The sequence below is a fragment of the Arthrobacter sp. TmT3-37 genome (genome assembly GCF_054510835.1).
Genome location: NZ_JBTNDU010000003.1, coordinates 1 through 26089, shown reverse-complemented (window position 1 = coordinate 26089; position 26089 = coordinate 1). Strand labels below are relative to the sequence as shown.

General features: G+C 70.4%; 22 protein-coding genes. 7 read left to right on the top strand and 15 right to left on the bottom strand.

All coding sequences use genetic code 11. From position 1 onward, the window contains the following. Nucleotides 1–3 precede the first annotated feature (3 nt). The 5 genes from ACX80U_RS05145 to ACX80U_RS05125 all read right to left on the bottom strand — a co-directional run bounded on the left by ACX80U_RS05145 (nucleotide 4) and on the right by ACX80U_RS05125 (nucleotide 5552). On the bottom strand, nucleotides 4–1317 hold the full coding sequence (locus tag ACX80U_RS05145; protein ID WP_133081633.1) for a pseudouridine synthase: 1314 nt from the start codon (nucleotides 1315–1317) through the stop codon (nucleotides 4–6). A gap of 27 nt (nucleotides 1318–1344) precedes the next feature. After that, nucleotides 1345–1986: an SMC-Scp complex subunit ScpB gene (gene scpB / locus ACX80U_RS05140; protein ID WP_459267654.1), complete on the bottom strand. Its 642-nt coding sequence runs from the start codon at nucleotides 1984–1986 to the stop codon at nucleotides 1345–1347. Continuing rightward, a complete protein-coding gene (locus ACX80U_RS05135) occupies nucleotides 1979–2923 on the bottom strand; it encodes a segregation and condensation protein A (protein WP_459267653.1) in 945 nt (314 codons plus the stop codon). The genes scpB and ACX80U_RS05135 overlap by 8 nt, the downstream gene beginning before the upstream one ends. Nucleotides 2924–2967: 44 nt before the next feature. Next, complete coding sequence (locus tag ACX80U_RS05130; RefSeq protein WP_133081630.1) at nucleotides 2968–3855, bottom strand: AAA family ATPase; 888 nt, start codon at nucleotides 3853–3855, stop codon at nucleotides 2968–2970. A gap of 299 nt (nucleotides 3856–4154) precedes the next feature. After that, the gene (locus ACX80U_RS05125; protein ID WP_133081935.1) at nucleotides 4155–5552 is read right to left on the bottom strand and encodes a cation:dicarboxylate symporter family transporter; all 1398 of its coding nucleotides are present in this window, start codon (nucleotides 5550–5552) and stop codon (nucleotides 4155–4157) included. 227 nt (nucleotides 5553–5779) lie between these two features. Here ACX80U_RS05125 and ACX80U_RS05120 point away from each other — a divergent pair, with 227 nt between their 5' ends. Both ACX80U_RS05120 and ACX80U_RS05115 read left to right on the top strand, forming a co-directional pair. Continuing rightward, on the top strand, nucleotides 5780–7471 hold the full coding sequence (locus tag ACX80U_RS05120) for a sensor histidine kinase (protein WP_459267652.1): 1692 nt from the start codon (nucleotides 5780–5782) through the stop codon (nucleotides 7469–7471). Continuing rightward, nucleotides 7468–8190: a response regulator gene (locus ACX80U_RS05115; RefSeq protein ID WP_133081628.1), complete on the top strand. Its 723-nt coding sequence runs from the start codon at nucleotides 7468–7470 to the stop codon at nucleotides 8188–8190. Before ACX80U_RS05120 ends, ACX80U_RS05115 begins: the two co-directional genes overlap by 4 nt. A gap of 13 nt (nucleotides 8191–8203) precedes the next feature. On the opposite strand, the gene ACX80U_RS05110 is transcribed toward ACX80U_RS05115, so the two are convergent. Beyond that, nucleotides 8204–10150: an AMP-binding protein gene (locus ACX80U_RS05110; RefSeq protein WP_459267651.1), complete on the bottom strand. Its 1947-nt coding sequence runs from the start codon at nucleotides 10148–10150 to the stop codon at nucleotides 8204–8206. A gap of 187 nt (nucleotides 10151–10337) precedes the next feature. On the opposite strand from ACX80U_RS05110, the gene ACX80U_RS05105 reads away from it, so the two are divergent. From ACX80U_RS05105 to ACX80U_RS05090, 4 genes are read left to right on the top strand one after another with little or no spacing between them, the layout of a single operon-like run. Then, entirely contained in the window at nucleotides 10338–11018 is a 681-nt protein-coding gene (locus ACX80U_RS05105; RefSeq protein ID WP_208740882.1) for a GntR family transcriptional regulator, read from the top strand. After that, a complete protein-coding gene (locus tag ACX80U_RS05100; RefSeq protein WP_459267650.1) occupies nucleotides 11011–12531 on the top strand; it encodes an MmgE/PrpD family protein in 1521 nt (506 codons plus the stop codon). Before ACX80U_RS05105 ends, ACX80U_RS05100 begins: the two co-directional genes overlap by 8 nt. A 6-nt stretch (nucleotides 12532–12537) precedes the next feature. Beyond that, nucleotides 12538–13467, top strand: coding sequence for a methylisocitrate lyase (prpB, locus tag ACX80U_RS05095; RefSeq protein WP_459267649.1), 930 nt, complete (start codon nucleotides 12538–12540; stop codon nucleotides 13465–13467). A gap of 55 nt (nucleotides 13468–13522) precedes the next feature. Further along, nucleotides 13523–14668: a bifunctional 2-methylcitrate synthase/citrate synthase gene (locus ACX80U_RS05090; RefSeq protein WP_459267648.1), complete on the top strand. Its 1146-nt coding sequence runs from the start codon at nucleotides 13523–13525 to the stop codon at nucleotides 14666–14668. Between the two features lie 47 nt (nucleotides 14669–14715). Here ACX80U_RS05090 and ACX80U_RS05085 read toward each other — a convergent pair whose 3' ends face one another. The 7 genes from ACX80U_RS05085 to ACX80U_RS05055 all read right to left on the bottom strand — a co-directional run bounded on the left by ACX80U_RS05085 (nucleotide 14716) and on the right by ACX80U_RS05055 (nucleotide 22273). Further along, nucleotides 14716–15258, bottom strand: a complete 543-nt coding sequence (locus ACX80U_RS05085; protein ID WP_459267647.1) for an 8-oxo-dGTP diphosphatase — start codon at nucleotides 15256–15258, stop codon at nucleotides 14716–14718. A gap of 1 nt (nucleotide 15259) precedes the next feature. Then, entirely contained in the window at nucleotides 15260–16153 is an 894-nt protein-coding gene (gene xerD, locus ACX80U_RS05080) for a site-specific tyrosine recombinase XerD (protein ID WP_133081934.1), read from the bottom strand. A 239-nt stretch (nucleotides 16154–16392) separates the two neighbouring features. Continuing rightward, a complete protein-coding gene (locus ACX80U_RS05075) occupies nucleotides 16393–17079 on the bottom strand; it encodes an NUDIX domain-containing protein (RefSeq protein ID WP_459267646.1) in 687 nt (228 codons plus the stop codon). Between the two features lie 2 nt (nucleotides 17080–17081). Further along, nucleotides 17082–18782: a CTP synthase gene (locus tag ACX80U_RS05070; protein WP_133081621.1), complete on the bottom strand. Its 1701-nt coding sequence runs from the start codon at nucleotides 18780–18782 to the stop codon at nucleotides 17082–17084. Next, nucleotides 18779–20506, bottom strand: a complete 1728-nt coding sequence (gene recN, locus ACX80U_RS05065; RefSeq protein WP_133081620.1) for a DNA repair protein RecN — start codon at nucleotides 20504–20506, stop codon at nucleotides 18779–18781. The genes ACX80U_RS05070 and recN overlap by 4 nt, the downstream gene beginning before the upstream one ends. Next, entirely contained in the window at nucleotides 20503–21429 is a 927-nt protein-coding gene (locus tag ACX80U_RS05060; protein ID WP_459267645.1) for an NAD kinase, read from the bottom strand. The genes recN and ACX80U_RS05060 overlap by 4 nt, the downstream gene beginning before the upstream one ends. Then, nucleotides 21422–22273: a TlyA family RNA methyltransferase gene (locus ACX80U_RS05055; protein ID WP_459267644.1), complete on the bottom strand. Its 852-nt coding sequence runs from the start codon at nucleotides 22271–22273 to the stop codon at nucleotides 21422–21424. Before ACX80U_RS05055 ends, ACX80U_RS05060 begins: the two co-directional genes overlap by 8 nt. Between ACX80U_RS05055 and ACX80U_RS05050 the strand changes: the two genes are divergently transcribed. Beyond that, nucleotides 22272–22508, top strand: coding sequence for a hypothetical protein (locus tag ACX80U_RS05050; protein WP_459267643.1), 237 nt, complete (start codon nucleotides 22272–22274; stop codon nucleotides 22506–22508). The two genes, ACX80U_RS05055 and ACX80U_RS05050, sit on opposite strands and share 2 nt — an antisense overlap. On the opposite strand, the gene ACX80U_RS05045 is transcribed toward ACX80U_RS05050, so the two are convergent. Next, complete coding sequence (locus ACX80U_RS05045) at nucleotides 22492–23481, bottom strand: HAD-IIA family hydrolase (RefSeq protein ID WP_208740863.1); 990 nt, start codon at nucleotides 23479–23481, stop codon at nucleotides 22492–22494. The genes ACX80U_RS05050 and ACX80U_RS05045 overlap by 17 nt on opposite strands. After that, nucleotides 23474–24784 carry a hypothetical protein gene (locus tag ACX80U_RS05040; protein ID WP_459267642.1) on the bottom strand — a complete coding sequence of 437 codons (1311 nt, stop codon included), beginning with the start codon at nucleotides 24782–24784 and terminating at the stop codon, nucleotides 23474–23476. The genes ACX80U_RS05045 and ACX80U_RS05040 overlap by 8 nt, the downstream gene beginning before the upstream one ends. Between the last annotated feature and the right edge of the window lie 1305 nt (nucleotides 24785–26089).

Below are 26089 nucleotides of genomic sequence, written 5' to 3'. Positions count from 1 at the left end.
CGGCTAGAGGCCCACCGATGCCAGCAGGTGCCCGACCTCCTGGCGCCCGAGCACGCGGATGCTGCCCTGGCGCTGGTCGCCGACCCGGATGGGTCCGAGCTGGGTGCGCACGAGGCGCTCGACGGGGTGGCCGACGGCGTCGAAGAGCCGCCGGACCACGCGGTTGCGGCCGGAGTGCAGGACGACCTCGACGAGGACGTGGCCCGGCGTCGAATCGACGAGCTTGAAGGAGTCCACCTGGGCGAGTCCGTCCTCGAGCTCGATGCCCTCCTTCATCTGGGCGCCGACACCCTGCGCCATCGGTCCGCGGACCTGGACGAGGTACGTCTTCGGGACCTCGTAGGACGGGTGGGTCAGGCGGTTGGTGAGCTCGCCGTCGTTCGTGAGCAGGAGCAGGCCCTCGGTCTCGGCGTCGAGCCTGCCGACGTGGAAGAGGCGCTCGTTCTTGTTCTTGTTCTTCAGGAAGTCGCTGATGCAGGGGCGGCCCTCCGGATCCTCCATCGTGGAGACCACCCCGCGCGGCTTGTTGAAGACGTAGTACTTCAGGTGCTCGTCCAGCTGCAGGCGGATCCCGTCCACGTGGATGGCGACCTGCTCCGGATCGACCCGCACGCCGAGCTCCGTCACGACGGTGCCGTCCACCTCGACGCGGCCGTCGAGGATCATCTCCTCGCAGACACGGCGGGAGGCGACGCCCGCGAGCGCCATGACCTTCTGCAGGCGCACGCCCTCCGGGTTGTGGACGTCGATCTCGTCCGCAGGGCGGCTCGCACGCCTGGGCCTGGCCGGACGCACCGGTCCGAGATTCTGCCCGAACCGCTCGCGGCCGAAGGCCTTGGGTCCCGCGGGCTTCTGGCGTCCGGCGCCCTCCTGCCCGCCGGAGCGGGAGCCCGGCTTGGAGCCGGCAGCGGGGCGTCCTGGGGTCTTCGCGCCGAAGCGGCCCGACGGGGTTCCCGAGGACGGGCGGCCGGCGGCGGAACGGGCACGGCCCTCGGCGGAATCACGGCGTCCACCGCCCGCGGAGGCCGGGCGGCCTTCGGCGGAGCGGCCGCCGCGTTCTGAACGGTCCTGGGACGGACGGCCCTCGGACCGGCCGGCATCACGTCCGCCGCGGTCCTGGGACGGACGGCCCTCGGATCGGCCGCCGCGCTCTGCTCGCTCCTGGAAGGGTCGTCCCTCGGCCGGACGGCCTGCGCCCTGCGCCGAGCCGCCGCGGGGCGAGGACTTCCGGCCACGGGCAGCATCGGATGGGCGTCCGGTCGACCCGCCGCGGCGCGGCGTATTGCGTCCGGAACCGGATCCTGGCTGCTGTGTCATGTAGAAAGTCCTTCTCGTAGGTCGTGCTCAGTACGTCGTCTCGTCATACTCCCCAAGGCTCTCGAGGCCCGGCAGATGGGGAGCGATCCGGGGCAATTCGTCGACGCTGCCCAGCCCCAATCTTTCCAGAAAGAGGGTGGTGGTCCCATAGAGGACCGCACCGGTCTCCGGATCGGTCTCGAGCTCGACGACCAGTCCTCGCTGGAGCAGCGTCCGGACCACCGAGTCGACATTGACGCCCCGGATCGCTGAGACCCGGGCACGGGACACCGGCTGGCGGTACGCGATGACCGCCAGGGTCTCGAGTGCTGCCTGTGAGAGCCGGGCTGACTGGCCGTCGAGCACGAAGTCGGCGACAACGGAGGCGAAGTGCTTCCGGGAGAAGATGCGCCACCCGCCGGCGATGGTCCGTAGTTCGAAACCGCGCGGCGAAGTGCGCTCGGTGTTCTGGGGGCCGGACCCAGTATAGCCGTCGTACTCGCGCTGCAGTTCCACGAGTACCGCGTGCACCAGGGCCGTCGGACGCTCGAGCACTGCAGCGAGCTGTTCGTCCGTGACGGGGCGGTCGGCGACCATGAGGATCGCCTCCACCGCTCCGCGGAGCCCGCCCGGGAGTTCCTCGACGGGGATCTCCCCGCTGCCGGAATCGGCTCCGGTGGGCTCATCCATGCCGGCCCCCGTCACCGTGCGCTCCGACGAGGTCTCCTTCGAAGTCGCTCGTCAACCGTTCCGCGGTCCACCGGTCGTCCTCGGCGCTCCAGGTCACCAGCAACTCGGACAGCGGCGCCGACTGCTCGAAGGAGATGGCGCCGTCCCGGAACAGTTCGAGCAGCGCGAGGAACCGCACCACGAGCACCAGTCGCGACGCGGCGTCCGCCGTCAGCTGCCGGAAGGACAGCGGGCCACGGGCCAGCAGCAGGTCCTGGAGCACCACGGCCTCGTCCCGCACGCTGACCGGTGGTGCGTGGAGATGCTCGATGCTGACCTGCAGCGGCTGCTCCTGGCGCGGAGCCAGCACCTTCGCGGCGAGGGCGGCGAACTCCTCGGCGGAATGCTTCCACACGAGTTCGGGGAGGAGTCGGGTGAACTCGGGTTCGAGGGGGACGTCGCGGGGGTGGCGCGCGTCCTCCTCCTCGAGCCGCTGCGCGAGGTGCCGCGCCATCTCCTTGAACGCCCTGTACTGGAGGAGGCGGGCGAACAGGAGGTCGCGGGCTTCGAGGAGCGCGATGTCCTCCTCGTCCTCGACGGCGCCGGCCGGCAGGAGCCGCGCTGCCTTCAGGTCGAGCAGCGTGGCCGCGACGACGAGGAACTCACTCGCCTCGTCGAGCTTCCATTCGCCCTCGGCGGCCTGGATCCTCCGGATGTGGGCGATGAACTCGTCCGTGACCTGCGCGAGGGCGATCTCCGTGATGTCGAGTTCCCGCCGTGAGATCAGGTTCAGCAGCAGGTCGAAAGGCCCGCTGAAGTTGGTGAGCTGCACCTCGAAGACAGGGCGACCCGTGGCCGCCGGCGCCGCAGTGTCGTCGCCGTCGACCGCCGGCGCTGCGGCTCCGCCCCGGGTTCCGAGGTCCACCGTCGTCGGCCGTCCTGCCCCACGCGTGGTCATGGGCACCATCTAGCTGTACCGGGCGGACCCGGGGGCGATCGGCACTAGGGCGCTCCACCCCTGCTGATGAGCTCCTTCGCGAGCCTGCGGTAGGCGTCGGCTCCGGAGTGGTTCGCCGCATAGGACGTGATGGGCTCGGCGGCCACGGTCGCGTCCGCGAACTTGATGGTGCGCTTGATGACGGTCTCGAAGACCTTGTCCCCGAACGCCTCCACGAGGCGCGCGATGACTTCGCGGCTGTGCAGGGTCCGCGCGTCGTACATCGTGGCGAGCACGCCGTCGATCTGGAGCCTCGGGTTCAGGCGGTCCTGCACCTTCTCGATGGTCTCGACCAGCAGCGCGACGGCACGCAGGGCGAAGAACTCGCAGATCAGCGGGATGATGACCCCGTGTGCCGCGGTGAGGGCGTTGACCGTCAGCAGTCCGAGGGAGGGCTGGCAGTCGATCAGGATGACGTCGTAGTCATCCGACACCTTGCGCAGCGCGCGGTCGAGGACCTGCTCGCGGGCCACCTCGTTGACGAGCTGCACCTCGGCGGCGGACAGGTCGATGTTCGCCGGCAGCAGGTCGATGTTCTCGATCGCGGTGTGCTGGATGGCGTCGTGGATGGTCACCTTCCGGTCCATCAGCACGTTGTACACCGTCACGTCGAGTTCGTGCGGGTTGGTGCCGAGGCCCGCGGACAGGGCGCCCTGGGGGTCGAAGTCGACCAGCAGGACCTTCCGTCCGGCCTCCGCGAGCGCCGCGCCCAGGTTGATGGTCGACGTCGTCTTCCCGACGCCGCCCTTCTGGTTGACCATCGCGATGACCCGCGCCGGGCCGTGCGACTCCAGGACCCTCGGCTCGGGGAATTCCGTCACAGGGCGGCCGGTCGGGCCCAGTCCCGCGTCCACTGCGCTGGGCAGAGTTGTGGAACCCTGTTCACTACTCACGTTGTTCTCCACGCTTCCATCAGAATCGGTGCGGGCCGGTCGACGATCCAACGCGAGCGGCATTTCTCATAGTCAACGGTACAACGCCCACGGCGACCGCCGTGGCGGGCCCTGCTGTTCGGGCGCGAGCCTTGAACCTCGACCAGAGGTCGAAGGTCGGTCCGACGGACGGGCGCCGGAGTGCCGCCCCGTGCGGCAGGCACCGGTTCGCGGCCGCCGGACGGAGACGGCGACGCCCCGGAAGCAATCCGGGGCGTCGCCGTCGTCTCGTTGCGGACCTCCGTCCGACAGGTGCTGCGTCAGGGAGCGGTGTTCCCCCGGACGGCGGCCTCGGTCCTGGCTTCCGCGCCGTCCTCGACGTCGTCGTTGTCGAAGCGGTGATCGGTGCTCATCGTGGTCTCGTCGAACGGCAGGCGTCCCTCGAGGACCTCGTCGACGCGGCCCCGGTCGATCTCCCTGGTCCAGGTCCCGATCAGGACGGTGGCGACGGCGTTGCCGGTGAAGTTCGTCAGGGCACGGGCCTCGGACATGAACCGGTCGATACCGACGATCAGGCCGACACCGTCCACCAGGTCCGGGCGGTGCGACTGCAGGCCGCCGGCAAGGGTCGCGAGGCCGGCACCTGTGACGCCGGCCGCACCCTTGGAGGCGATGATCATGAAGATCAGGAGGGAGATCTGCTCGCCGAGGGCCAGTGGCTTGCCCAGGGCTTCCGCGACGAAGAGCGAGGCCATCGTGAGGTAGATGGCGGTCCCGTCCAGGTTGAAGGAGTACCCGGTGGGGACGGTCACGCCGACCACGGGCTTGGAGATACCGAGGTGTTCCATCTTCGCGATGAGGCGGGGCAGCGCCGCTTCGGAGGACGAGGTGCTGAAGATGAGCAGGTACTCGCGGCCGAGGTACTTCATCAGCTTCAGGATGTTGACGCCGGTGGCGAGCTTCAGCAGCCCGCCGAGGATGACGACGATGAAGAGGATGCAGGTGATGTAGAACGCGATCATCAGGGTGGCCATGCTGATGATCGCCTGGATGCCGGTCTCACCGACCACGGCCGCGATGGCGCCGAAGGCGCCGATGGGCGCGAGCCACATGATCATGACGAGGATGCGGAAGACCAGTGCCTGGATGTGTCCGATGCCGCGGAGGACCGGCTTGCCCGCCGAGCCCATCTTCTGCAGGGCGAAGCCGACGAGCAGCGCGACGAACAGGGTCTGCAGGATGCTCGGCCCGGTCAGGGCCGACAGGAGTGTCGTCGGGATGATGCTGAGCAGGAAGCCGACGGTGCCGCCCTCGCCGCCCTCGGCGGACTCCGGCACCTCGTAGGTCGAGGACGAGATGTCGAGGCCCTCGCCGGGCTGGATGAGGTTGCCCACGACGAGGCCGATGGCGAGCGCGAAGGTGGACATGAGGATGAAGTAGCCGAGTGCCAGGCCACCCACCTTGCCGACCGTCGCAGCCTTGGCGATGGAACCGATACCGAGCACGATGGTGCAGAAGATGATGGGGGCGATCATCATCTTGATGAGGTTGATGAAGCCCGTCCCGAGCGGCTTGAGCGCCTTGGCGAATTCGGGGGCGGCCAGGCCGAGGATCGCGCCGAGCACCACGGCGACAATGACCGCGATGTAGAGGAAGTGGGTCTTGTCGACCCGCTTGCGGGGTTGTGCGGGTCCGCTGTCGGACCGCGATGGCGCCATAGCCATGGTGTCTCCCTAGGTGTTCGGCCGCCCGGTGGCGCCGGCGGGGAAGGTCGTTCTTCGTCCGCGGGGGAGGTACCAGGAAGCGTACTGTTGAGTATTTCCCCATCATCATCGCATCGGGCGTGACCGGGGTCACGATTGAGTTCATACTGGTCGTGGCCCGGCGCCGGGGCGCGGCGGCCCGGTCCCGGACCGGCAGGAACCGGAAGGAGCAGGATCACGGCGTGAGTCGATGGAGCCTCGCCCAGCAGTTCTTTGTGGCCCAACTCCTGTTCATCCTCGTCCTTGCCGCTGCCCTCTCGGTCATCCTCTACGCGGACGCCGAACAGGGCGTCAACGACGCCACGGCCGAACGCATGGTCGCGGTCGCCACGGCCATCGCCCTCGAACCGGCGGTCCTCGAAGCCGTCGAGGGGCCTGATCCCTCGGCCACCCTGCAGCCCTACGCCGTGGACGTCATGGACCGGCTGGGCGTGGACTTCATTACGATCATGGACACCGACAGGACGCGCTTCACGCACCGCACCCCGGAGCAGATCGGCAGGCCCTACATCGGCTCGGTCTCCGAAGCGCTGGCCGGTCGGACGCAGACCGAGACCTACGCCGGTACCCTCGGCCCGTCCATCCGGTCCATCGTCCCCGTGGTCGACGACGGCGGGGCGGTGCGGGCGATGGTCGCGGCGGGCATCACGGTGGATCGTGCCGCCATTGCACGGAACGCGCAGCTCCCCCTGGTCGCGTTCATCGCGCTCGGCGCACTCGCCCTCGGAGCGCTGGCCTCCTACCTGCTCAGCCGACGACTGCGGGATGCGACGCTGGGAATGGGACCCGCCGAGCTCTCGCGCACCTTCGTGTTCTACGATTCCGTGCTCCACTCCGTCCGCGAGGGCCTCCTGCTGACCGATGCGGCCGGCTCCCTCGTCCTCTACAACGACCAGGCGGCGCGGCTCCTCGGACTGGACGGGACACGGAAGCCCATACCGGCGTCGCACCTCGCGGTGGCACCGTCCCTGCGGGACCTCCTCGGTTCGGGGCGGCGGGCGCGCGACGAGGTGCACCTGACCGAGAGCCGGGTGCTCGTGGTCAACCAGGAACCCGCCGTCCCGCCGTCCATCCCCGGGCGGGCGGCCCATCCGCACGGGGCGCTCGGCACCGTCACGACCCTGCGGGACCACACGGAGATCGAGGCCCTGACCGGACAGGTCGAGACCATGCGCACCCTCACCGATGCCCTCCGCTCGCAGACCCACGAACACGCCAACCGCCTGCACACGATCGTGTCGCTCGTGGAACTCGGCAGGAGCGCGGACGCCATCGACTTCGCCACCCGGGACCTGCAGCAGTCCCAGCGCCTCACCGACGAGGTGGTCGAGGCCATCGACGAGCCCTTCCTCGCGGCCCTGCTGGTGGGCAAGGCCGCGCAGGCCAACGAGCGCGGGATCACCCTGACCTCGCAGATCGCACCCGACGCGCAGGCCGGGTCGCTGAACCCCGTGGACCTCGTGACGATCATCGGCAACCTCCTCGACAACGCCTTCGACGAAGCGGCCGGTTCGGAGGAATCCCGCGTCCTCCTCGTCGTCCGCCGCCTGGCGGGCGGGAACGGCACGGCCGAACTCGAGATCGTCGTCGAGGACAGCGGGAACGGCCTCCCCGACTCCGAGAAGGCGAAGGTGTTCGAGGTCGGCTACAGCACGAAGCAATCGGCGGAGGACACCGGTGCCGGCCGCGGTTTCGGGCTGGCGCTGGTCCGGCAGGCCGTCCAGCGCTTCGCGGGCACGCTCGAGGTGACGGACACGGAGGACGGCGGGGCCCGCTTCATGGTTCGGCTCCCCTACCCTGGGGCTCCCGCGGGCACCCCGGACCGGTCGGGTCCGCCGGCCGTACGCCTGGCCGTCGACGGGGGCCACCCGTGAGCGCAATACGTGTCCTGGTCGTCGAGGACGATCCGGTGGCCGCGGACGCCCATGCGGAATACGTCCGGCGGCTCGACGGGTTCGAGCTCGTCGGCGTCGCCCGGAGTGGGGCGGAGCTCGCGGTCTTCCTCCAGCCGTCCGGCGAGGCACCGGGCAGGGCGGACCTCGTCGCGGACCTCATGCTGCTCGACATGAACCTGCCGGATGCCCACGGTCTCGACATCATCCGCCGGATCCGCGGGCTCGGTCTGCCGCTCGACATCATCGCCATCACGGCGGTGCGGGATCTGCACGTGGTGCGCTCCGCCATCTCGTCCGGCATCGTGCAGTACCTCATCAAACCCTTCACGTACTCGGCGTTCAGGGAGAAACTCGGCACCTACCGGGACTTCCGCCAGAACCTGGTGGAGCAGGCGACCGCCACCACGCAGGCCGAGGTGGACCAGGCGTTCGCCTCGCTCCGGCCCGCCACCGCCGCCACCCTGCCCAAGGGACTCTCCGCAGAGACCCTCCGCGCGGTCTCGCGCCTGCTGAAGTCGCTGCAGGAACCCACGTCCGCCATCGAGGTGTCGGAGGCCCTGTCCATGTCCAGGGTCACCGCGCGGCGGTACCTGGAGTACCTCGCGGACCAGCAGTCCGTCCTCCGCACGCCCCGCTACGGCACGAGGGGACGCCCCGAGTTCGAGTACAGCTGGGCGCGGAACAGCGCGGACCGCTAGCCCTGCAGACGGGTCATTCTGCGGGCACGGGCCGCAGCAGCGGCTCCAGCACGGCGAGGACCGCCGGGTCCTCGATCGTCGAGGGCACCGCATAGGGCTCCCCGGCTGCCATCTGCCGCATGGTCCTCCGCAGGATCTTCCCCGACCTGGTCTTCGGGAGGGCGTCCACCACCACGGCGGACCTGAAGTCGGCCACGGGACCGATCGTGCCGCGGACCATGGCCACGAGTTCGGCTTCCAGGTCCGCGGGATCGACCGACACCCCGGCTTTGAGGACCACGTAGCCGCTTGCACGCTGGCCCTTGAGCGGATCCCGGAGGCCGAGCACGGCGCACTCGGCGACGGCCGGATGCTGCGCGAGAACCTGTTCGATGGCCCCCGTCGAGAGCCTGTGGCCCGCGACGTTGATGACGTCGTCGGTCCGTCCCATCACGAAGACGTAGCCGTCCTCGTCCATGTAGCCCGAGTCCCCGCTCGTGTAGTAGCCCTCGAAGGCGGCCAGGTAGGAGTCCCGGTACCGCGCGTCGCTCCCCCACAGGGTCGGGAGGGTGCCCGGCGGCAACGGAAGCCGCAGGGCGATGCCGCCCTCCGTACCCGCCGGGACGGGGGTGCCGTGCTGGTCCAGGATGACGACGTCGAACCCCGGGGACGGCAACGACGGCGAGCCGGGCTTCAGCGGCACGCCGCCGAAGCCGCGTGGATTGGCGCAGATGGGCCAGCCCGTCTCCGTCTGCCACCAGTTGTCGACGACGGGTGTGCCGAGGACGTCGGCGACCCACGCGGACGTACCGGTGTCGAGCCGCTCCCCCGCCGAGAAGAGGGTTTCGAGGGCGGACAGGTCGTGGGAGCGAAGGAGCGCGCCGTCCGGATCGGCGCGGCGGATGGCCCGCAGTGCCGTGGGCGCGGTGAACAGCACCCTGACGCCGTGCTGTTCGATCAGCCTGCCGAAAGCACCGGCGTCGGGGGTCCCCACGGGCTTGCCCTCGTACAGGATGGTCGTGGCGCCGGCCAGGAGCGGCCCGTACACGATGTAGGAGTGGCCCACGACCCAGCCGACGTCGGAGGCGGTGAGCATCGCGTCCCCCGGCCCGATGCCGAAGATCTCCCGCATGGACCACGTGAGCGCGACGGCGTGGCCTCCGTTGTCGCGGACCACTCCCTTCGGGGCGCCCGTCGTGCCCGAGGTGTAGAGGATGTAGAGGGGATCCGTCGCAGCGACCCCGACCGGGTCGACCGGCTCGGCCGCGGCGACGGCGTCGTCCCAGTCCACCCAGCGGCTGCCGGACTGCCGGTAGTCCCCGATACGGTGCACGAAGCCCTCGCGTGCCTTGGCGACGACGGGTGTCCCGGTACTGTCCGCGAGGGCGAGTGCCTCCTGCACCGCCGGCAGGTATTCCACGCGTCGCCCGGGTTCCAGCCCGCCCGACGCCGTGACGACGGCGGCGGGCCGGGCGTCGCGGATGCGGGCTGCCAGCTCCGCCGGGGCGAAGCCGCCGAACACCACGGAGTGCACGGCACCGAGGCGTGCGGCGGCGAGCATGGCCACCACGGCCTCGGGGATCATCGGCAGGTAGACCAGCACCCGGTCGCCCTTCCCGACGCCCAGCCCTGCCAGCACGCCGGCGAAGACGGCGACCTCGTCCCGCAGGCCGGCATAGGTGTACGAGCGGGTCGTGCCCAGCATCGCCGAATCGTGGACCAGCGCCACCCGGTCGCCGTGGCCCGCCTCGACATGCCGGTCGAGGGCGTTGTAGCTCGTGTTCAGGGAAGCATCCGGGAACCATCGGTAGAGCGGGGCGGCGGAGGCATCGAGGGCGGCGACCGGCGGCGTGCTCCAGTCGACGGCGCGGGCAGCCTCGAGCCAGAAGGCCTCGGGGTCCGCGAGGCTCGCAGCGTGCAGTCGTCGGTACTGGTCCGGCCCTCCGGTGTCGTGTCCGTCCCGGGATGCTGCAGCAGCCATGATCGCCCCTCGTCGCGCGTGGTGGGGGAACAGTATCACGGCCTTTCCGCGACTCTTTCTGTATACACAGGGAGGAGTCGACGCCGTCCCGACGGGCCCAGCGTGGACTTCGTGCTGCTTCTTGTATACATTGAGGAGGAAGAGCGCTCGTAGCGCGAGCGCGGACAGGACGACGGGGAGGACGCCGATGCGGGCCAGCGACCGCGCCTACTCCCTGCTCCGCTCCGACATCGTGGAGTGGAGACTCGCCCCCGGCGAGCTGCTCGCGGAGGTGGAACAGTCCGCCCGGCTGGGTGTGTCGCGGACCCCTGTGCGTGAGGCACTGTCCCGGCTCGTCGCCGAAGGTCTGGCCACCCCGCACAGCGGGCGCGGGGTGGTCGTCTCCGCGATCTCCCTCGACGCCGTCACGGACCTGTTCGACGTGCGGCTGCCCCTGGAGTGCGCCGCCGTCCGGCTCGCCGCCCGTCGCGGGGACCACGCGGTGTTCGCCGCGCTCGCCGACGAGTTCGCGGCGTCCGGGAGACTCATCGAGGGCGACGGTGGCGGGCAGGACGCATATTACGGACTCGTCGCGCGGCTCGACCGGGCTGTCGACGAGGCCGCACTCAATCCGTACCTCCTCCAGGCGCAGAAACCCATCCGCACCCATCTGGCGCGGGTCCGCCGACTCGCCCGGGACAACCCGCGCCGACTCCTGGCCTCGGCACGCGAACACGAGCAGATCGCGCTCGCGCTGAGCGCCGGACACGCCGACCTCGCGGAGGCCTCGATGCGCGTGCACCTCCACAACAGCCTGCAGCACCTCCTGTCCCCACCCACCGGGGACCATGACACGTCGCCGAACCATCGAGAGGAACACCATGGTTGACATCCATCCCGTCCGCGTCCACCGCAGCGAGGAGAACCTGCCCCGGACCGGGCAGCTCGCGTGGAAGATCGCCGACGTCGCAGCGGACGACGTCGAGGTCACCCCGGAGGTCACCGACATGGTGATCAACCGCATCATCGACAACGCCTCCGTCGCCGTCGCGTCGCTGAACCGTGCCCCGGTCGTCGCGGCCCGCGCCCAGGCGTCGAGCCACCCCGTGTCCGCGCACGGCTCGGGTGCGTCCGTCTTCGGCATCGACTCCCCCGTCTCGGCCGAGTGGGCCGCCTGGGCCAACGGCGTCGCAGTGCGTGAACTCGACTACCACGACACCTTCCTCGCCGCCGACTACTCCCACCCGGGGGACAACATCCCGCCGATCCTCGCGGCCGCTCAGCACACCGGCGCCTCCGGCCGGGACCTCGTGCGGGCGATCGCCACGGGCTACGAGATCCAGGTCGACCTCGTGAAGGCCATCTGCCTGCACGAGCACAAGATCGACCACGTGGCCCACCTCGGCCCCTCCGCCGCGGCAGGCATCGGCACGCTCCTCGGCCTCGACCGCGACGTCGTCTTCCACGCCGTCGGCCAGGCCCTGCACACCACGACGGCGACGCGCCAGTCCCGCAAGGGCGAGATCTCGACCTGGAAGGCACACGCCCCGGCCTTCGCCGGCAAGATGGCCGTGGAGGCGGTCGACCGCGCCATGCGGTGCCAGACCTCCCCCACCCCGATCTACGAGGGCGAGGACGGCGTGATCGCCTGGCTGCTCGACGGGCCTGAAGCCTCCTACGACGTGCCCCTGCCGGCGCCGGGTGAAGCCAAGCGTGCCATCCTCGACACCTATACGAAGGAGCACTCCGCCGAGTACCAGGCACAGGCCTGGATCGACCTCGCGCGGCGCCTCCACGGCTCCCATCCGGAGGTGACGGACCCGGAGAACGTCGCGTCCGTCGTCATCGCCACATCGCACCACACCCACTACGTCATCGGGTCCGGCGCCAACGACCCGCAGAAGTACGATCCGACCGCCTCGCGGGAGACGCTCGACCACTCGATCCCCTACATCTTCACCGTGGCCCTGCAGGACGGCCGCTGGCACCACGAGGACTCCTACGCCCCGGCCCGCGCTGCCCGTCCGGACACCGTGGCACTCTGGCACAAGGTCACCACCGTCGAGGACCCCGAGTGGACCCGTCGGTACCACTCCCTGGACATCGCGGAGAAGGCGTTCGGCGGCAGGGTGGAGATCACCCTGACCGACGGCACCGTCATCACCGACGAGATCGCGGTGGCGGATGCGCACCCCCTCGGTGCACGGCCCTTCGCACGGGCCGACTACGTCGCCAAGTTGCGGATGCTGGCGGCAGGCATCGTCGACGACACCGAGCTCGACCGCTTCCTCGCCGCCGTCGAGCAGCTGCCGGATCTCCCGGCCGGTTCGCTCGGGCAGCTCAACATCGTCGCCCGCCCCGGGTACCTCGATGCGGCCGCCGCGCCGCAGGGACTCCTGTAGGCCGCCGTGCTGTACTCGAGCGTGCCACCCGAGCAGAAGCGCCGGACACTCCGGGAGTCCCTGGCCTCTGGTCGGCTCCAGCAGTTCCCCGGCGCCTTCAACCCCCTGTCGGCCCGGCTCATCGGGGACAGGGGGTTCGACGGCGTCTACATCTCCGGGGCCGTGATCGCGGCCGATCTCGGGCTGCCGGACATCGGCCTGACCACCCTCACCGAGGTCGCACACCGCGCCGGCCAGATCGCCCGCATGACCGACCTGCCGTGCATCGTCGACGCCGACACGGGCTTCGGAGAACCGATGAACGTCGCCCGCAGCGTCCAGGAGTTCGAGAACGCCGGACTCGCCGGCTGCCACATCGAGGACCAGTTCAACCCGAAGCGCTGCGGCCACCTCGACGGCAAGAACGTCGTCGACCTCGACACCGCCGTCAAGCGCATCCGCGCAGCAGCCGACGCCCGGCGTGACCCGGACTTCCTCATCATGGCCCGCACCGACATCCGGGGGACGGACACGCTCGCAGCGGCCCAGGAACGGTCCCGGGCGCTCGTGGACGCCGGGGCGGACGCCATCTTCCCCGAGGCGATGCGCAGCCTCGAGGAGTTCCGGGCCATCCGGGAGGCCGTCGACGTGCCGATCCTGGCCAACATGACGGAGTTCGGCAAGAGTGATCTCTTCACGGTCGACCAGCTGCAGGACGCGGGCGTGACCATGGTGATCTACCCGGTCACCCTGCTCCGCAGTGCGATGGGCGCCGCCGAGCGTACGCTGGACTCGATCAGGGCCCACGGGACGCAGGAGGCGGTCGTGGGAGAGATGCAGACGCGCAGCCGCCTGTACGACCTGGTGGACTACGAGGGGTACAACCGCTTCGACTCCTCGGTCTTCAACTTCGAGGTGCCGGAGGGGCGCCACCGCGACGGCGGAGCGGACCGTTGACCATCGCCGACGCGCTGTCGCCGGCTCCAGGACCGAATTCCCAGAAGGAGCAGCCGTGACCGGACCAGAGATCCACAAGGGGCTCGCCGGGGTAGTCGTCGACTACACCGCCATCTCGAAGGTCAACCCGGAGACCAATTCCCTGCTGTACCGGGGGTACCCCGTGCAGGAACTGGCAGGGCACCGCGACTTCGAGGACGTCGCCTACCTGCTGTGGAACGGCGACCTGCCCGACGCCGCCGAACGGCAGCGCTTCGACGCCGTCGAACGCGCGCACCGGAGCCTGCCGGAGAACGTGATCGCGGCGATCGACCTGCTGCCCGCCACCGCGCACCCCATGGACGTCGCGCGGACGGCCGTGTCCGTCCTGGGCGCCTGCCATCCGCTGGCTGGAGACGATTCCGTCGAGGCGAACATGGAGAAGGCCGCCGCACTGTTCGCCGCCTTCCCCGCGGTCGTCGCCTACGACCAGCGCCGTCGCCGCGGCCAGGCGCTCGTGGAGCCCCGCGACGACCTCGGCTACTCGGCGAACTTCCTCTGGATGACCTTCGGGGAGGAAGCCCCCGCCGAGGTGGTGCACGCGTTCGACGTCTCGATGGTCCTGTACGCCGAGCACTCCTTCAACGCGTCGACGTTCACCGCGCGGGTCATCACCTCGACGCTCTCCGACCTGCACTCCGCTGTCACCGGCGCCATCGGCGCGCTCAAGGGTGCATTGCACGGCGGTGCGAACGAGGCCGTCATGCACACGTTCGAGGAGATCGGCATCCGCGAGGACGAGTCCGCGGAGGACGCCGCGGCACGTGCCAAGGCCTGGATGGAGGAGGCCCTGGCGGCCAAGAAGAAAGTCATGGGCTTCGGGCACCGTGTCTACAAGAACGGGGACTCGCGCGTCCCGACGATGAAGTCCGCGCTCGACGCGATGATCGGATACTACGGACGCAGCGAGATCCTCGGGCTGTACTCAGGACTCGAGACCGCGATGGACGAGGCCAAGGGCATCAAGCCCAACCTCGACTATCCGGCCGGCCCCACCTACCACCTGATGGGCTTCGACACGGAGATGTTCACTCCGCTGTTCATCGCCGCGCGGATCACCGGGTGGACAGCGCACATCATGGAACAGGTGGCGTCGAACTCGCTCATCCGTCCCCTGAGCCTCTACAGCGGCCCGGACGAACGGCACGTGGGCGGGAGCTGAGCACCGGGAGCCGGCGGCACCCCACCGTGCCGCCGGCACGCACCCGGTCACTCCAGGACGGCGCTGTCCACCGCTTCGTTGTCGGGAGCCATGACGATGCGCGCGTCGACCGGATGCCCGTCGAGCAGCGCCGGGATCCAGTGGGGGCCGTCCTGCCACATGCCGTTCCACGGCAGTGCGTCGACGGCGTACCAGCGCGGCTCGATCTCCTCGCCGGCCACCGGCAGGGCGTTCCCGGCATCCGCCGTGAAGAGGTGCGCGGCCATGTTCCAGCCCGGCTGGGCCGGGAACGACCAGGTGATCCGTCCGGCACTGCGGACATCGGCGGCCGAGAGCTGAATCCCGCTCTCCTCGGCGACCTCGCGGACCGCCGCATCGACCGCGGATTCCTGCCCGTCGATCTTCCCGCCCAGGGCCACGACCCGGCCAGTCCCGAAACCGGTGCGCTTCAGTCCGAGCAGGACCTCCCGTACGCCGTCGTGGACCCGGAAGAGGAAGCAGAGGGCCACGTTGCGGTACGCGATCCCGTCGATGGTCTGCCACTCGCCCGGGAGAGCGGGTGTTCCGGGTATGCCCGTCGCCCCTGCCATGTCAGGCGCGGGCCCGGGGGTGCGCGGCGGCATACACTTCCCGCAGTGTCTCCGCGGTGACCAGCGTGTAGACCTGGGTGGTCGTGACGGAGGCATGCCCGAGCAGTTCCTGGACCACGCGCACGTCGGCACCACCCTCCAGCAGGTGGGTCGCGAAGGAGTGCCGGAGCGTGTGCGGGGAGACGTCCCGCTGCACCGCCGCCCGCTCCGTCGCCGACTTCAGGATGCTCCACGCGCTCTGGCGGCTCAGGCGCCCACCGCGCGTGTTGAGGAAGAGCGCCGGGCTGCCCTTGCCCTTCGCGGCGAGAGCGGGGCGCCCCTGCACGAGGTAGGTGTCGACCGCACGGGCCGCGTAGGAGCCCACGGGCACGAGTCGCTCCTTCGAGCCCTTGCCGGTGAGCCGGACGACGGCGGGACCGTCGACCACGTCCGTGACGGAGACGTCGTCGACGTCCAGGCCCACCGCCTCACTGATCCGGGCTCCGGTGGAATACAGGAACTCGAGGAGAGCACGGTCCCGCCGGCCCGACGGCGTCCCGGTGTCGACGGCCTCCAGGATGCGCACGACGTCGGCCACGGGGATGGCCTTCGGCAGGCGCCGGCCCGTCATGGGCGGGTGGACCTCGCGTGCCGGGTCACCCTCGGTGACCCCCTCCAGGGCCCAGAAGCGATGCAGCCCGCGGACGGCGACGATGGTCCGCGCGGCAGAACGCGGGCTCAGGGCCGACAGGCCGTCCTCCCCCGAGACGACGGCCTGCGCGAAGGCCGACACGTCGTGTCGGCTGATCCTCGCTGCCTCGTCCACGCCGCGCGCGTCGAGGAAGGCCTCATAGCGCCGCAGGTCGCGGCGATAGGCGGCGAGCGTGTTGGCGGACAGTCCCCGCTCCACGGACATGTGCTGCAGGTAGTCCCGGACGAGGCCCGACAGCGGTCCGGACTCCGCACCGCCGGTGGACACGTCGGACTCCGCGCCGCCGGTGGACACGTCGGACTCCGCGCCGCCGGTGGACACGTCGGACTCCGCGCCGCCGGTGGACACGTCGGCCGGGAGCACCGGCACGCCGGACCGTACCGGACGGGCCTCCCCGGTCCGGTCCGGCATCGTCGTCCCCGCAGTCGGGTCCGGCACCGTCGTCAGGCCTCGAACACGGCGCCGTGCGGCCAGGTGGAGTGCCGGCTGGGGTGCTCGGGCCAGGGCGTCGTGGCAGGCCGGAGGTCCACGAAGCCGTTCTCCCGGGCCACCCGGGCCGCGAGGATCGCAGCAGCCGCGGACGGACTGTGGATGCGGCCTTCGAGCACCGCGTCCACCGCGGCGTCGAGGTCAACCCACCGGAGTTCGATCTCGGCCTCCTCGTGGGTGCGGGTATGGCGGTCCGCCTCGGGCACCTCACCGATACCCCGCGCGAGGTACACGCGCAGCGCCTCGGAGGAGGACCCGGGTGAGAGGAAGAGATCGACGAGGACGTGCCACTGCCGGGCGGTGAGGTCGGCCTCCTCGGCGAGCTCGCGGGCGGCGGCGTCGACGAACTCCTCACCCTCCTCGTCGAGGAGGCCGGCGGGGATCTCCCACAGCGCCATGCGCACCGGGTGCCGGTACTGGCGCAGGAGGAGCACCTGCCCGTCGCCGTCGAGCACCAGCACGGCGACGGCCCCGGGGTGCCGGATGAAGTCGCGCGTGATGGACTCGCCGTCGTCCGTGAGGGTGAACTCCTCGCTGACGACGTCCCACACCCGCCCCTCGTAGACCGTGGTGGTCCCGAGGAGCCGGCGCGGGCTCTGCTCGTCGCCGAACGTGGCGTCGCCGTTGCCGACCGGCTGCACGGTCAGGCCTTCGCGCCGCGGCGCTCGAGGGCCGCCTTGACGAGGCCCGCGAAGAGCGGGTGCGGCCGCGTGGGACGCGACCCCAGTTCGGGGTGCGCCTGCGTGGAGACGTAGTAGGGGTGCACGTCCTTCGGCAGTTCGGCGAACTCGACGAGCTTGCCGTCCGTCGTCGTCCCGGAGAAGACGAGGCCGGCGTCGGCGATCTGCTGGCGGAACTCGTTGTTCACCTCGTAGCGGTGGCGGTGCCGTTCGAACACCGTGGTCTTGCCGTAGGTCCCGGCGATGACGGAGCCCTCCTGGAGCTTCGCCTCCCATCGGCCCAGGCGCATCGTGCCGCCCATGTCCCCCTCGCCGGCCACGATGTGGAGCTGCTCGGCCATCGTCGCGATGACCGGGTACTCCGTGTCCGGTTCGAACTCGCTGGAGGACGCGCCCTCGAGTCCGACCACGTTCCGGGCGTACTCGATGACCATGCACTGCAGGCCCAGGCACAGGCCGAGGGTCGGGATCCTGTTCTCGCGGGCATAGGTCAGCGCTCCGAGCTTCCCCTCGAGTCCGCGGATGCCGAAACCGCCCGGGATGCACACCGCGTCCACGCCGTCGAGGGCCTTCTTCGCGCCCTCGGGCGTCTGGCACTCGTCGGAGGGGACCCACTTGATCGTGACCTTCGCCTTGTTCGCGAAGCCACCCGCCCGCAGTGCCTCGGTGACCGACAGGTAGGCGTCGGGGAGGTCGATGTACTTGCCGACGAGCGCGACCTCGACCTGGTGCTTCGGGTTGTGGACGGCCTCGAGGAGCTTGTTCCACTTGGTCCAGTTGACGTCCTTGAACTTCAGGTCGAGCGACTGGACGATGTAGGCGTCGAGGCCCTGGGCGTGCAGGGTCTTCGGGATGTCGTAGATGCTGGGCGCATCCGCGGCGTTGACGACGGCGTCGAGGTCGACGTCGCACATGCGGCCGATCTTCTCCCGCATCGCCGCGGGGACCTCGCGGTCCGAGCGGATGACGATGGCGTCGGGCTGGATACCGATGGAGCGCAGCATCGCGACGGAGTGCTGGGTGGGCTTGGTCTTCAGTTCCTGGGACGGGCCGATGTACGGGACCAGCGAGACGTGCAGGAAGAAGACGTTGTTCCGGCCGATGTCCTGGCGGACCTGGCGGGCCGACTCGAGGAAGGGCTGCGACTCGATGTCACCGACCGTGCCGCCGATCTCGGTGATGATGACATCGGGCGCCTTCTTGCCCGGTGCCCCTTCGGCCGGCAGGCGCATGCGCCGCTTGATCTCGTCCGTGATGTGCGGGATGACCTGGACGGTGTCTCCGAGGTACTCCCCGCGGCGTTCCTTCGCGATGACCGTCGAGTAGACCTGGCCCGTCGTGACGTTCGCCGAACCGTCGAGGTTCTCGTCGAGGAACCGTTCGTAGTGCCCGATGTCGAGATCGGTCTCGGAGCCGTCGTCCGTGACAAACACCTCGCCGTGCTGGAAGGGGTTCATCGTGCCGGGGTCGACGTTGAGGTAGGGATCAAGCTTCTGCATCGTCACGGAGAGGCCGCGCGCCCTCAGGAGGTGACCCAGGCTGGAAGCCGTCAGTCCCTTGCCGAGTGAGGAGGCCACGCCGCCAGTCACGAAGATGTGCTTGGTCGTTGCGGATTTAAGGAACCGGGAGTTTATTTGCTGCGCCACGGAATTCAAGCCTATCACCGAGCGGAGGTGCGGGCGGCATCGGCGAGGAGCTCCTCGGCGTGGGCGCGTGCCGATGCCGAGTCCTCCTGGCCTGCGAGCATCCTGGCCAGCTCCCGCACGCGCTCGTCGTCGGGCAGCACCTCGACATCGCTGGCGGTGACGCCACCGCCGTCCCCGTCCCGCGACACGTTCTTCGTGACGCGGATGTGCCGCGCCGCGAAGGCCGCGACCTGCGGGAGGTGCGTCACCACGATGACCTGCACGTGCTCCGCCAGCATCGCGAGGCGTCGGCCGATCTCGACGGCGGCCTTGCCGCCCACGCCGGCGTCCACCTCGTCGAAGACGAAGGTCGGTACGGGGTCCACCGCCGCGAGGACCACCTCGATGGCGAGCATGACCCGCGAGAGCTCGCCGCCGGAGGCTCCCTTGCCCAGCGCGCGCGGTGCCGACCCGGGGTGCGGCTGCAGGTTGAAGGCGATGTCGTCGGCACCGTGGAGAGTCAGCGCCTCTGCCGGCGTGACCTCGATCAGCAGCTGGGCGTCCGGCATCGCGAGGGCGGTGAGCTCGTCGCTGACCTTCTCGGCCAGGCTCTCGGCAGCGGCGCGGCGCAGGGACGACAGCGCGTCCGCGAGTTCGTGCACCTGCCGGTCGAGGCCGTCGATGACGTCGTCGAGCTCCTCCACGCGGGAGGAGTCGCCGCTGAGTTCGAGCAGGCGCTTGACGGCGTCCTCCTGCCAGGCCAGCACCTCGTCGATGCTCGGGGCATACTTCCGCACGAGGACGGAGAGTGCCGCACGGCGGGATTCGACCTCCTCCAGCCTGCCGGCGCCCTCGCCGTCGAGGGCTGTCCCGTATCCCGCCAGTTCGGCGGAGATGTCGGCCAGCAGGTAGCCGACCTCCGCGAGCCGCTCCGCGAGCTTCCCGAGGTCGGCGTCGTGCTCGGCGACCGCTTCGAGCTGACGCTTGGCCTCGTCCACCAGTGACACGGCGTCCGCACTGGCCCCGATGTCTTCCGAGACGAGCGCCTGGTGGGCCACGAGTGCTGCGGTCCGCAGTTCCTCCAGGTTGCCCAGCCGCATCGATTCGGCCTTCAGCGCGGCGTCCTCCCCCGGCTGGGGGTCGAGGTCGCCGATCTCCGTCAGCGCCGCCTCCAGGCCCTCGGCCTCGCGCAGCCGCTCCCGCGCCTCGCTCCTCAGCCGGTCACGCTCGGCCAGAGCGTCCCGCCACCGGCGGAAGGCGTCCGCGTAGTCCCGCAGCGCCTCCTCGACGGGCTTGCCGCCGAACTTGTCCAACGCCTGCCGCTGCGCCGGGGCGCCCTTGAGCCGCAGCTGGTCGGACTGCCCGTGCACGACGACGAGTTCGTCCCCCAGTTCGGCGAGGACGCCGACGGGAGCGGCCCGCCCGCCGACGTACGCCCGACTGCGCCCCTCGCTCGTGACGGTGCGGGCGAGGATCAGTTCCGCGACGCCCTCGTACTCCTCCAGGGCAGCACCCGCCTCCGCCGCCCGCAGGGCGGCCGGGCTGGCCGGATCGAGCCGGAGGACGGCTTCGGCGGACGCGGATCTGGCGCCGAGCCGCACGGCACCCGCGTCCGAGCGTGCTCCGCGGAGCAGCCCCAGGGCCGTGATGACCATGGTCTTGCCCGCGCCGGTCTCGCCGGTCACGACCGTCAGGCCCGGCCCGAGGTTGAGAGTGGCGTCGGTGATGACGCCGAGGTCGCGGATGCGCATCTCCTCGATCATCGTGTTGGTCCGTCCTGGTGCTTCACGGGGCCCCGCCACCCCTGGATGGGTAGCTCGAACTTGCGGACGAGGCGCTCCGAGAACGGCGTCTGATGCGTCCGCGCGAGCCGCACGGGATGCTCCGACCGACGGACCTCGACACGTGCGCCGGGCGGCAGGTCGATGCTCCTGCGTCCGTCGCACCACAGCACGCCCGACGCCTCGGTGCGGGTCAGCAGTTCGACGGCGAGCACCGAGGTCGGCGCGACGACGAGCGGCTTCGCGAACAGCGCGTGGGCGCTGATGGGGACCATCAACAGGGCCTCGACCTCCGGCCACACGATCGGTCCGCTGGCGGAGAAGGCATAGGCGGTGGAACCGGTGGGCGTCGCCAGGACGACGCCGTCACAGCCGAAGGAGCTCACGGGCCGACCGTCGACCTCCATGACGACCTCGATCATCCGCTCACGGTTCGCCTTCTCGACGGCCGCCTCGTTGAGCGCCCAGCTCTGCCCGAGCAGGGTGTCGCCGTGCCACACGAGGACATCGATGGTGGTCCTCTCCTCCACGGTGTAGCTGCGGTCCGCGACCCACCGCACGGTCTCCTCGAGGTCCGCGCGTTCGCTCTCGGCCAGGAACCCGACATGCCCGAGGTTGACGCCGAGCAGGGGGATGTCCGCCTCGCGGACGAGTTCGGCCGCCCGGAGGATGGTGCCGTCACCACCGAGCACCATCACCAGTTCCACGTCGCCGAAGTCGACGCCGTCGCCCAGCACCTCGGCGGGAGCGGCGAGTTCCCCGTACTCGCGCTGGATGTCGGCCAGCTCCTCGCGGCGCAGCACAGGCTGGAGGCCCAGGTCGTGGAGGCGCGTGCACGCTTCCTGTGCCGCCACCATGGCGTTCCTGCGGCCGGTGTGCGCGAGCACAAGGATTCTTCTACTCATCAAGCTCCGTCTGGTCGGTCGGGCGTCCCGGGCTGGCGAAGAGTGCGCTCTGGTCGAGCGCATGGTCCGTCAACCGGTCCAGCTCCCCCTCGATCCTAGGCATCAATCCGTCGCGGGGCACCTTTATCCACACGAAGTACTCCAGGTTGCCGTCCTGGCCCGGCAGTTCGCTCTGCGCGAGGCCCCCGATGTCCAGTCCGTACCCGAGGGCGCCGCGCACCACTCCTGCCACGGCGTCGCGCCGGGCATGCGTCGATGTCACGACGCCGAGCCGGTTGAGGCGCCCCCGGCCGACCTCGAACTGCGGCTTCACCATCAGGAGCAGCTCGCCGCCGGCCTTTGTCGCGTCGGCCAGGGCCCCCAGGACCAGACGAAGCGAGATGAAGGACAGGTCCGCGACGGTGAGGTCGACCCGGCCGCCGATCTGCGCCGGCTCGAGGTGTCGGACGTTCATGCCCTCGAACACCAGCACGCGCGGGTCGTCCCGTAATTGCTGGACGAGCTGGCCGTGTCCGACGTCGACGGCGGCTACTTCCCGAGCGCCGCGCCGGAGGAGGACGTCGGTGAATCCTCCGGTCGAAGCTCCGGCGTCCAGGCATCGCTTCCCCGCCGGATCGACGGCGGGGAAGGCGCGGAGCGCCCCGTCGAGCTTGGTGCCCGCGCGGCTCACGTACTCCTCGCCGCGCTCCTCGACCCGGAGGTCATCGGTCGGGAGGGTCGGGGCAGCGGGCTTCAGCGCCACGCTGCCCTCCCTGAGCACCCTGCCCGCGGCGATCAGCTGCGCCGCATGGGAGCGGGACCGCGCGAGACCCCGCGCTACGAGTTCCTGGTCAAGGCGAGCCATGGGCTCCTGCCTGGCGGAGCTTCTGCTCCGGATTCAGTTCGCCGCCCAGACGCCCATGGACCTCGAGGAACACCTCGGCATGCTCGGCGACCGGGAGATCCGGGAGCTCCCGGAGGACGGCCACGATCTGGTCGACCTGCGCGTCCCCTGTCGCGGGCCCGGCGCCGTCCGCCACCCCTCGTCGTTCCTGCCGCGCGTCGCCTGCCACTTCTGCGCCCTCACCCACCGGACGTGAACCTGATGTCCGGTGGGGAGTCCGGCGTCGTGTCGGGGTGTGCGGTCCACCACGCGGCGCACGCGGCACGCCAGCCGTCCAGGTCGTCCTCGCCTGCGCTGATGCTCACGGTAGTTCCCGCGACCCGGGCCAGCGCCCGGCCGCAGCGGTACGAGTCGCCGTCGGACGTGACCGGCGGATACTCCTCGTACAACTCCGAGAGGGAGCCGATCAGATAGTCGGGGCGTTCCTCGACCCGCGCTGCCAGGGCGGTGCGCACCGTGTCCACGCCCGTGAGGACGAGGGCAGTGGCCATGCCCGCGCGGTTCCCGCCGAGGATGTCGGTGTCGAGGCGGTCGCCCACCACGAGTGCGCGCTCGACGCCGGAGTGCCGTGCCGCTGTCCGGAAGAGGGCGGCCTCGGGCTTCCCGGCGACGAAGGGTACCTTCCCGGTGGCTGCGGCGACCGCTGCCACGAGCGAACCGTTCCCCGGCGCTATCCCCCGCTCCTGCGGGATGGACATGTCCGTGTTCGTCGCCACCCAGACCGCTCCGGCGGTGACCGCGTAGGCCGCCTCCGCCAGGTCCTTCCAGCCGAGCGCGGGAGCGAATCCCTGGATGACGGCATCCGGTTGGTCGTCCGCCGACGCGACGACCACGAGGCCCTGCTCCCGGACGGCGTCCGCGAGGGTCTCGCTCCCGATGACGAGCACCGTCGATCCGGCGGCCACCTTGCCGGCGAGCAGTTCGGCGCCGGCCAGCGCCGAGCCGAAGACCTGCTCCGCCGCGGCCGGCGCCCCCAATTCCCGGAGGTGGGCGGCCACCTGCCCGGACGAGCGCGACGCATTGTTCGTCACGTACGCCAGACTCTTGCCTTCACCGCCGAGCCGTTCAAGGGCCTCGGTCGCTCCGTCGATGGCCCGAGGGCCGGCATACACCACACCGTCGAGGTCCGTCAGGAGGCCGTCGTAGGCATCGATGAGGCGCTCAGTCATCGGCCGCGTCCTCCTGGGTCGCCTTCGGCCTCGTGACCCTCGTGCGCTGGGGCGCGGCGACGTCGACGTCGACTGAAGGTTCCATCCCGGTTCCTTCCGTCGATGCCGCCTCCGAGAACTCGACGGCCGGGTTCGACGGCTCACCTGGATCCCCGATGTCGTCACGACCTGACGGGAAGATGTCGGAGGTGCCGGAATCGTCCATGCTGAAGAGCATCTCCGTCTGGAGAGGCTCCACCGGAGCAGCGGTCTCACCGACGGGAACAGCATCGACGGGAACCGACCCACGGGGCTCATCGCCGGAGGGTCCTGGGTCGGCAGCAGCTTCCGCCGCCTCCTGGATCACGATCGCCTGGCCGGACGTCGCCCCGTCGGCGCTGCCGGCATCCGCCCCCTCGCCGTCGAGGTCCAGCCCATCGATCGAGGGCTCAGCATCAGTGTCATCCTCGGAACCGGCCTTCGAATCGATCATTGAATCGACCTCAGAATCGACGACCGTGTCGACGGGCGACTCCACATCGTCGGGCGCGCCGCCGTCGTCACCGCCTCCGGACGCGGGCGACTCCACGTCGTCCGACGCACCGTCGTCGTCACCGTCCGACGTGGCGACGGCTCGGTCGGTCCCGGCTGATCCTCCGAGCACATCGGCGACCTTGGGGACGGGCGCCGGGGCCTCGTCGTCCTCCTCGCCGAGGTCGATGATGTCCGGTTCGAGGTCGTCGTCGAGGCCGAGGGCCTTCTCGGCCACTCCCGCCTGTCGACGCCAGGTGCCCGACTCGCCGGACCGCCCGACAGCATCGAGGGCATCGGCGTAGGCGCGGAACAGCCGCGGGCTGAAGGAAAAGGCCCGGTGGAGGTCGAGTTGCGGGATCTCCAGTGCGGCGACGGCCGCGTCGAGCTGACCAAGATCCGCACGCGCACCCGCAACGACCATTGCCAGCTCCACCTTGCCCGCGGTATCCAGCGATTCTGCTTCTTCGCTCCGCGCGAGGTCGAGCGCCCTGTCGGCACGCCCGAGGCCACGCTCGCAGTCGGCCATGATCGGAAGGTGGACGTTCGATCCGCTGATCCTCCTGAACGTGCGGAACTCGCGCAGCGCCTCACCGTAGTGGCCCGCAGCGTACGCCGTCAGACCGACGGCCTCGCGCACTGCAGCCAATCGTCCCCCACGGCGGCTCGCCGCCAGGGCGTGCTGGAAAGCCAGTTCGGGGGCGAGGTCGATGAGACGACCCGCCATCACCAGGTGCTTCGCCACCCACAGCGCGCTGCGCTCCTCGAGGTTGCGCACCTGCGCGCGGGTCACCCGATCGAGCTCATCTCCCTTGACGTCCTCGTCGATCTCCGGTGAACGCTCACGATCCGGCCGGTTGGCACTGCGGAGGTCACGGGCGTTGTGCGTCCGGGGGCCCGCTGCGTTCTCCTCCGGGCGGCTCCCATGGCGGCGATCGTCGGAGCGACGCTCTCCGCCGGCACCCCGATCCGGACGATCCGCAGGACGACGGAACGAACCACTGCGCTCGGTCGAACGCCGCTCATCACCCGACCGCCCGCCGGTCGCACCTGAACGGGACTGCCAAGGACGTTCTCCGCCCTCACCGGACCGGCCCGCCGGCGATCCCCCACGAACGGAGAAACGCGACTGCTTGTCCGCGGCCGATCCCGACGACGCCCCGCCTCGGGACGCGGATCCGCGAAGCTGCGCTCCCCTGCCGCCACCCGGAGCCCGATCGGTGCGTTCCACGGCGTTCGGTCCACGATAGCCGCCCTCTGCCCGCGCACCACGGGTCTCATCCCGCCGCTGGCCGGATGCGTGGTTACGGTCCTGTGCCGGGCGGCCGTCCCGCGAGGACGCCGACCGGTCACGCTGCTCGTTCTGCCCGTCCCTGGTGTACCGCCCGCCGCTGCGATCCGCTCCACGGGACTCGGACTGGCCCTTCCAGGCAGGCCGGCCCGCAGCAGGCCGCCCGCTGCTCGAGCCGCGGAAGCCGCCTTCAGTGCGGGGACCGCGGCGCTCCTCGTTGGCACCGGCCCGCTCTCCATTGGGTCGACCGCTGGTCCGATCCCCTCGATCGGACCGATCGCCGGACGGTGCCCCGCGATCCGGGAATCGTTCGTTGCTCCCGCCACGGGATGAGGGGCGCCCGCCCTGGCCGCCGGACTTCGCCCCCCAGGAATGACGACGTTCGGTCTGCCCCGACCCGCCCTCGCTGCGGCCGTCCCCGCCCTCCGACCGGCGGGGTTGCCCGTCTCGTCCAGCGTTGTGCTCCTGGTCAGCCATGGCAGCGGGGTCCTCTCATCAGTTGTCGGCACGATCTGCCGACGGGTCTCTATTTTGCTATGGGTCCTACCCATCTATGGAACCACGAAGGGCCCTCGACGACTTCATCGCACAGGGACGAGGCGACCGCCGCGGGCTGGATGTCCCATGCCGGGCCAGCCAGCATCGCGGCATCGAGGGGTTGGGGCCGTGCCGGCCCGGCGCCATTGGGGCGTGTGGTTTAAGTGGGGAAGGCCCCGCACCTGGTGGTGCGGGGCCTTCCCGTTGGAGTGTTGTCCGGCGGTGTCCTACTCTCCCACACTCTCTCGGGTGCAGTACCATCGGCGCTGT

What these genes read in the sequence shown, in the direction of transcription:
- ACX80U_RS05145 (WP_133081633.1), bottom strand. Translation starts at nt 1,317, where the DNA reads ATGACACAGCAGCCAGGATCCGGTTCCGGACGCAATACGCCGCGCCGC.
- scpB (WP_459267654.1), bottom strand. Translation starts at nt 1,986, where the DNA reads ATGGATGAGCCCACCGGAGCCGATTCCGGCAGCGGGGAGATCCCCGTC.
- ACX80U_RS05135 (WP_459267653.1), bottom strand. Translation starts at nt 2,923, where the DNA reads ATGACCACGCGTGGGGCAGGACGGCCGACGACGGTGGACCTCGGAACC.
- ACX80U_RS05125 (WP_133081935.1), bottom strand. Translation starts at nt 5,552, where the DNA reads ATGGCGCCATCGCGGTCCGACAGCGGACCCGCACAACCCCGCAAGCGG.
- ACX80U_RS05110 (WP_459267651.1), bottom strand. Translation starts at nt 10,150, where the DNA reads ATGGCTGCTGCAGCATCCCGGGACGGACACGACACCGGAGGGCCGGAC.
- ACX80U_RS05105 (WP_208740882.1), top strand. Translation starts at nt 10,338, where the DNA reads ATGCGGGCCAGCGACCGCGCCTACTCCCTGCTCCGCTCCGACATCGTG.
- ACX80U_RS05100 (WP_459267650.1), top strand. Translation starts at nt 11,011, where the DNA reads ATGGTTGACATCCATCCCGTCCGCGTCCACCGCAGCGAGGAGAACCTG.
- ACX80U_RS05085 (WP_459267647.1), bottom strand. Translation starts at nt 15,258, where the DNA reads ATGGCAGGGGCGACGGGCATACCCGGAACACCCGCTCTCCCGGGCGAG.
- xerD (WP_133081934.1), bottom strand. Translation starts at nt 16,153, where the DNA reads ATGTCCGTGGAGCGGGGACTGTCCGCCAACACGCTCGCCGCCTATCGC.
- recN (WP_133081620.1), bottom strand. Translation starts at nt 20,506, where the DNA reads ATGATCGAGGAGATGCGCATCCGCGACCTCGGCGTCATCACCGACGCC.
- ACX80U_RS05060 (WP_459267645.1), bottom strand. Translation starts at nt 21,429, where the DNA reads ATGAGTAGAAGAATCCTTGTGCTCGCGCACACCGGCCGCAGGAACGCC.
- ACX80U_RS05050 (WP_459267643.1), top strand. Translation starts at nt 22,272, where the DNA reads ATGGGCTCCTGCCTGGCGGAGCTTCTGCTCCGGATTCAGTTCGCCGCC.
- ACX80U_RS05055 (WP_459267644.1), bottom strand. Translation starts at nt 22,273, where the DNA reads ATGGCTCGCCTTGACCAGGAACTCGTAGCGCGGGGTCTCGCGCGGTCC.
- ACX80U_RS05045 (WP_208740863.1), bottom strand. Translation starts at nt 23,481, where the DNA reads ATGACTGAGCGCCTCATCGATGCCTACGACGGCCTCCTGACGGACCTC.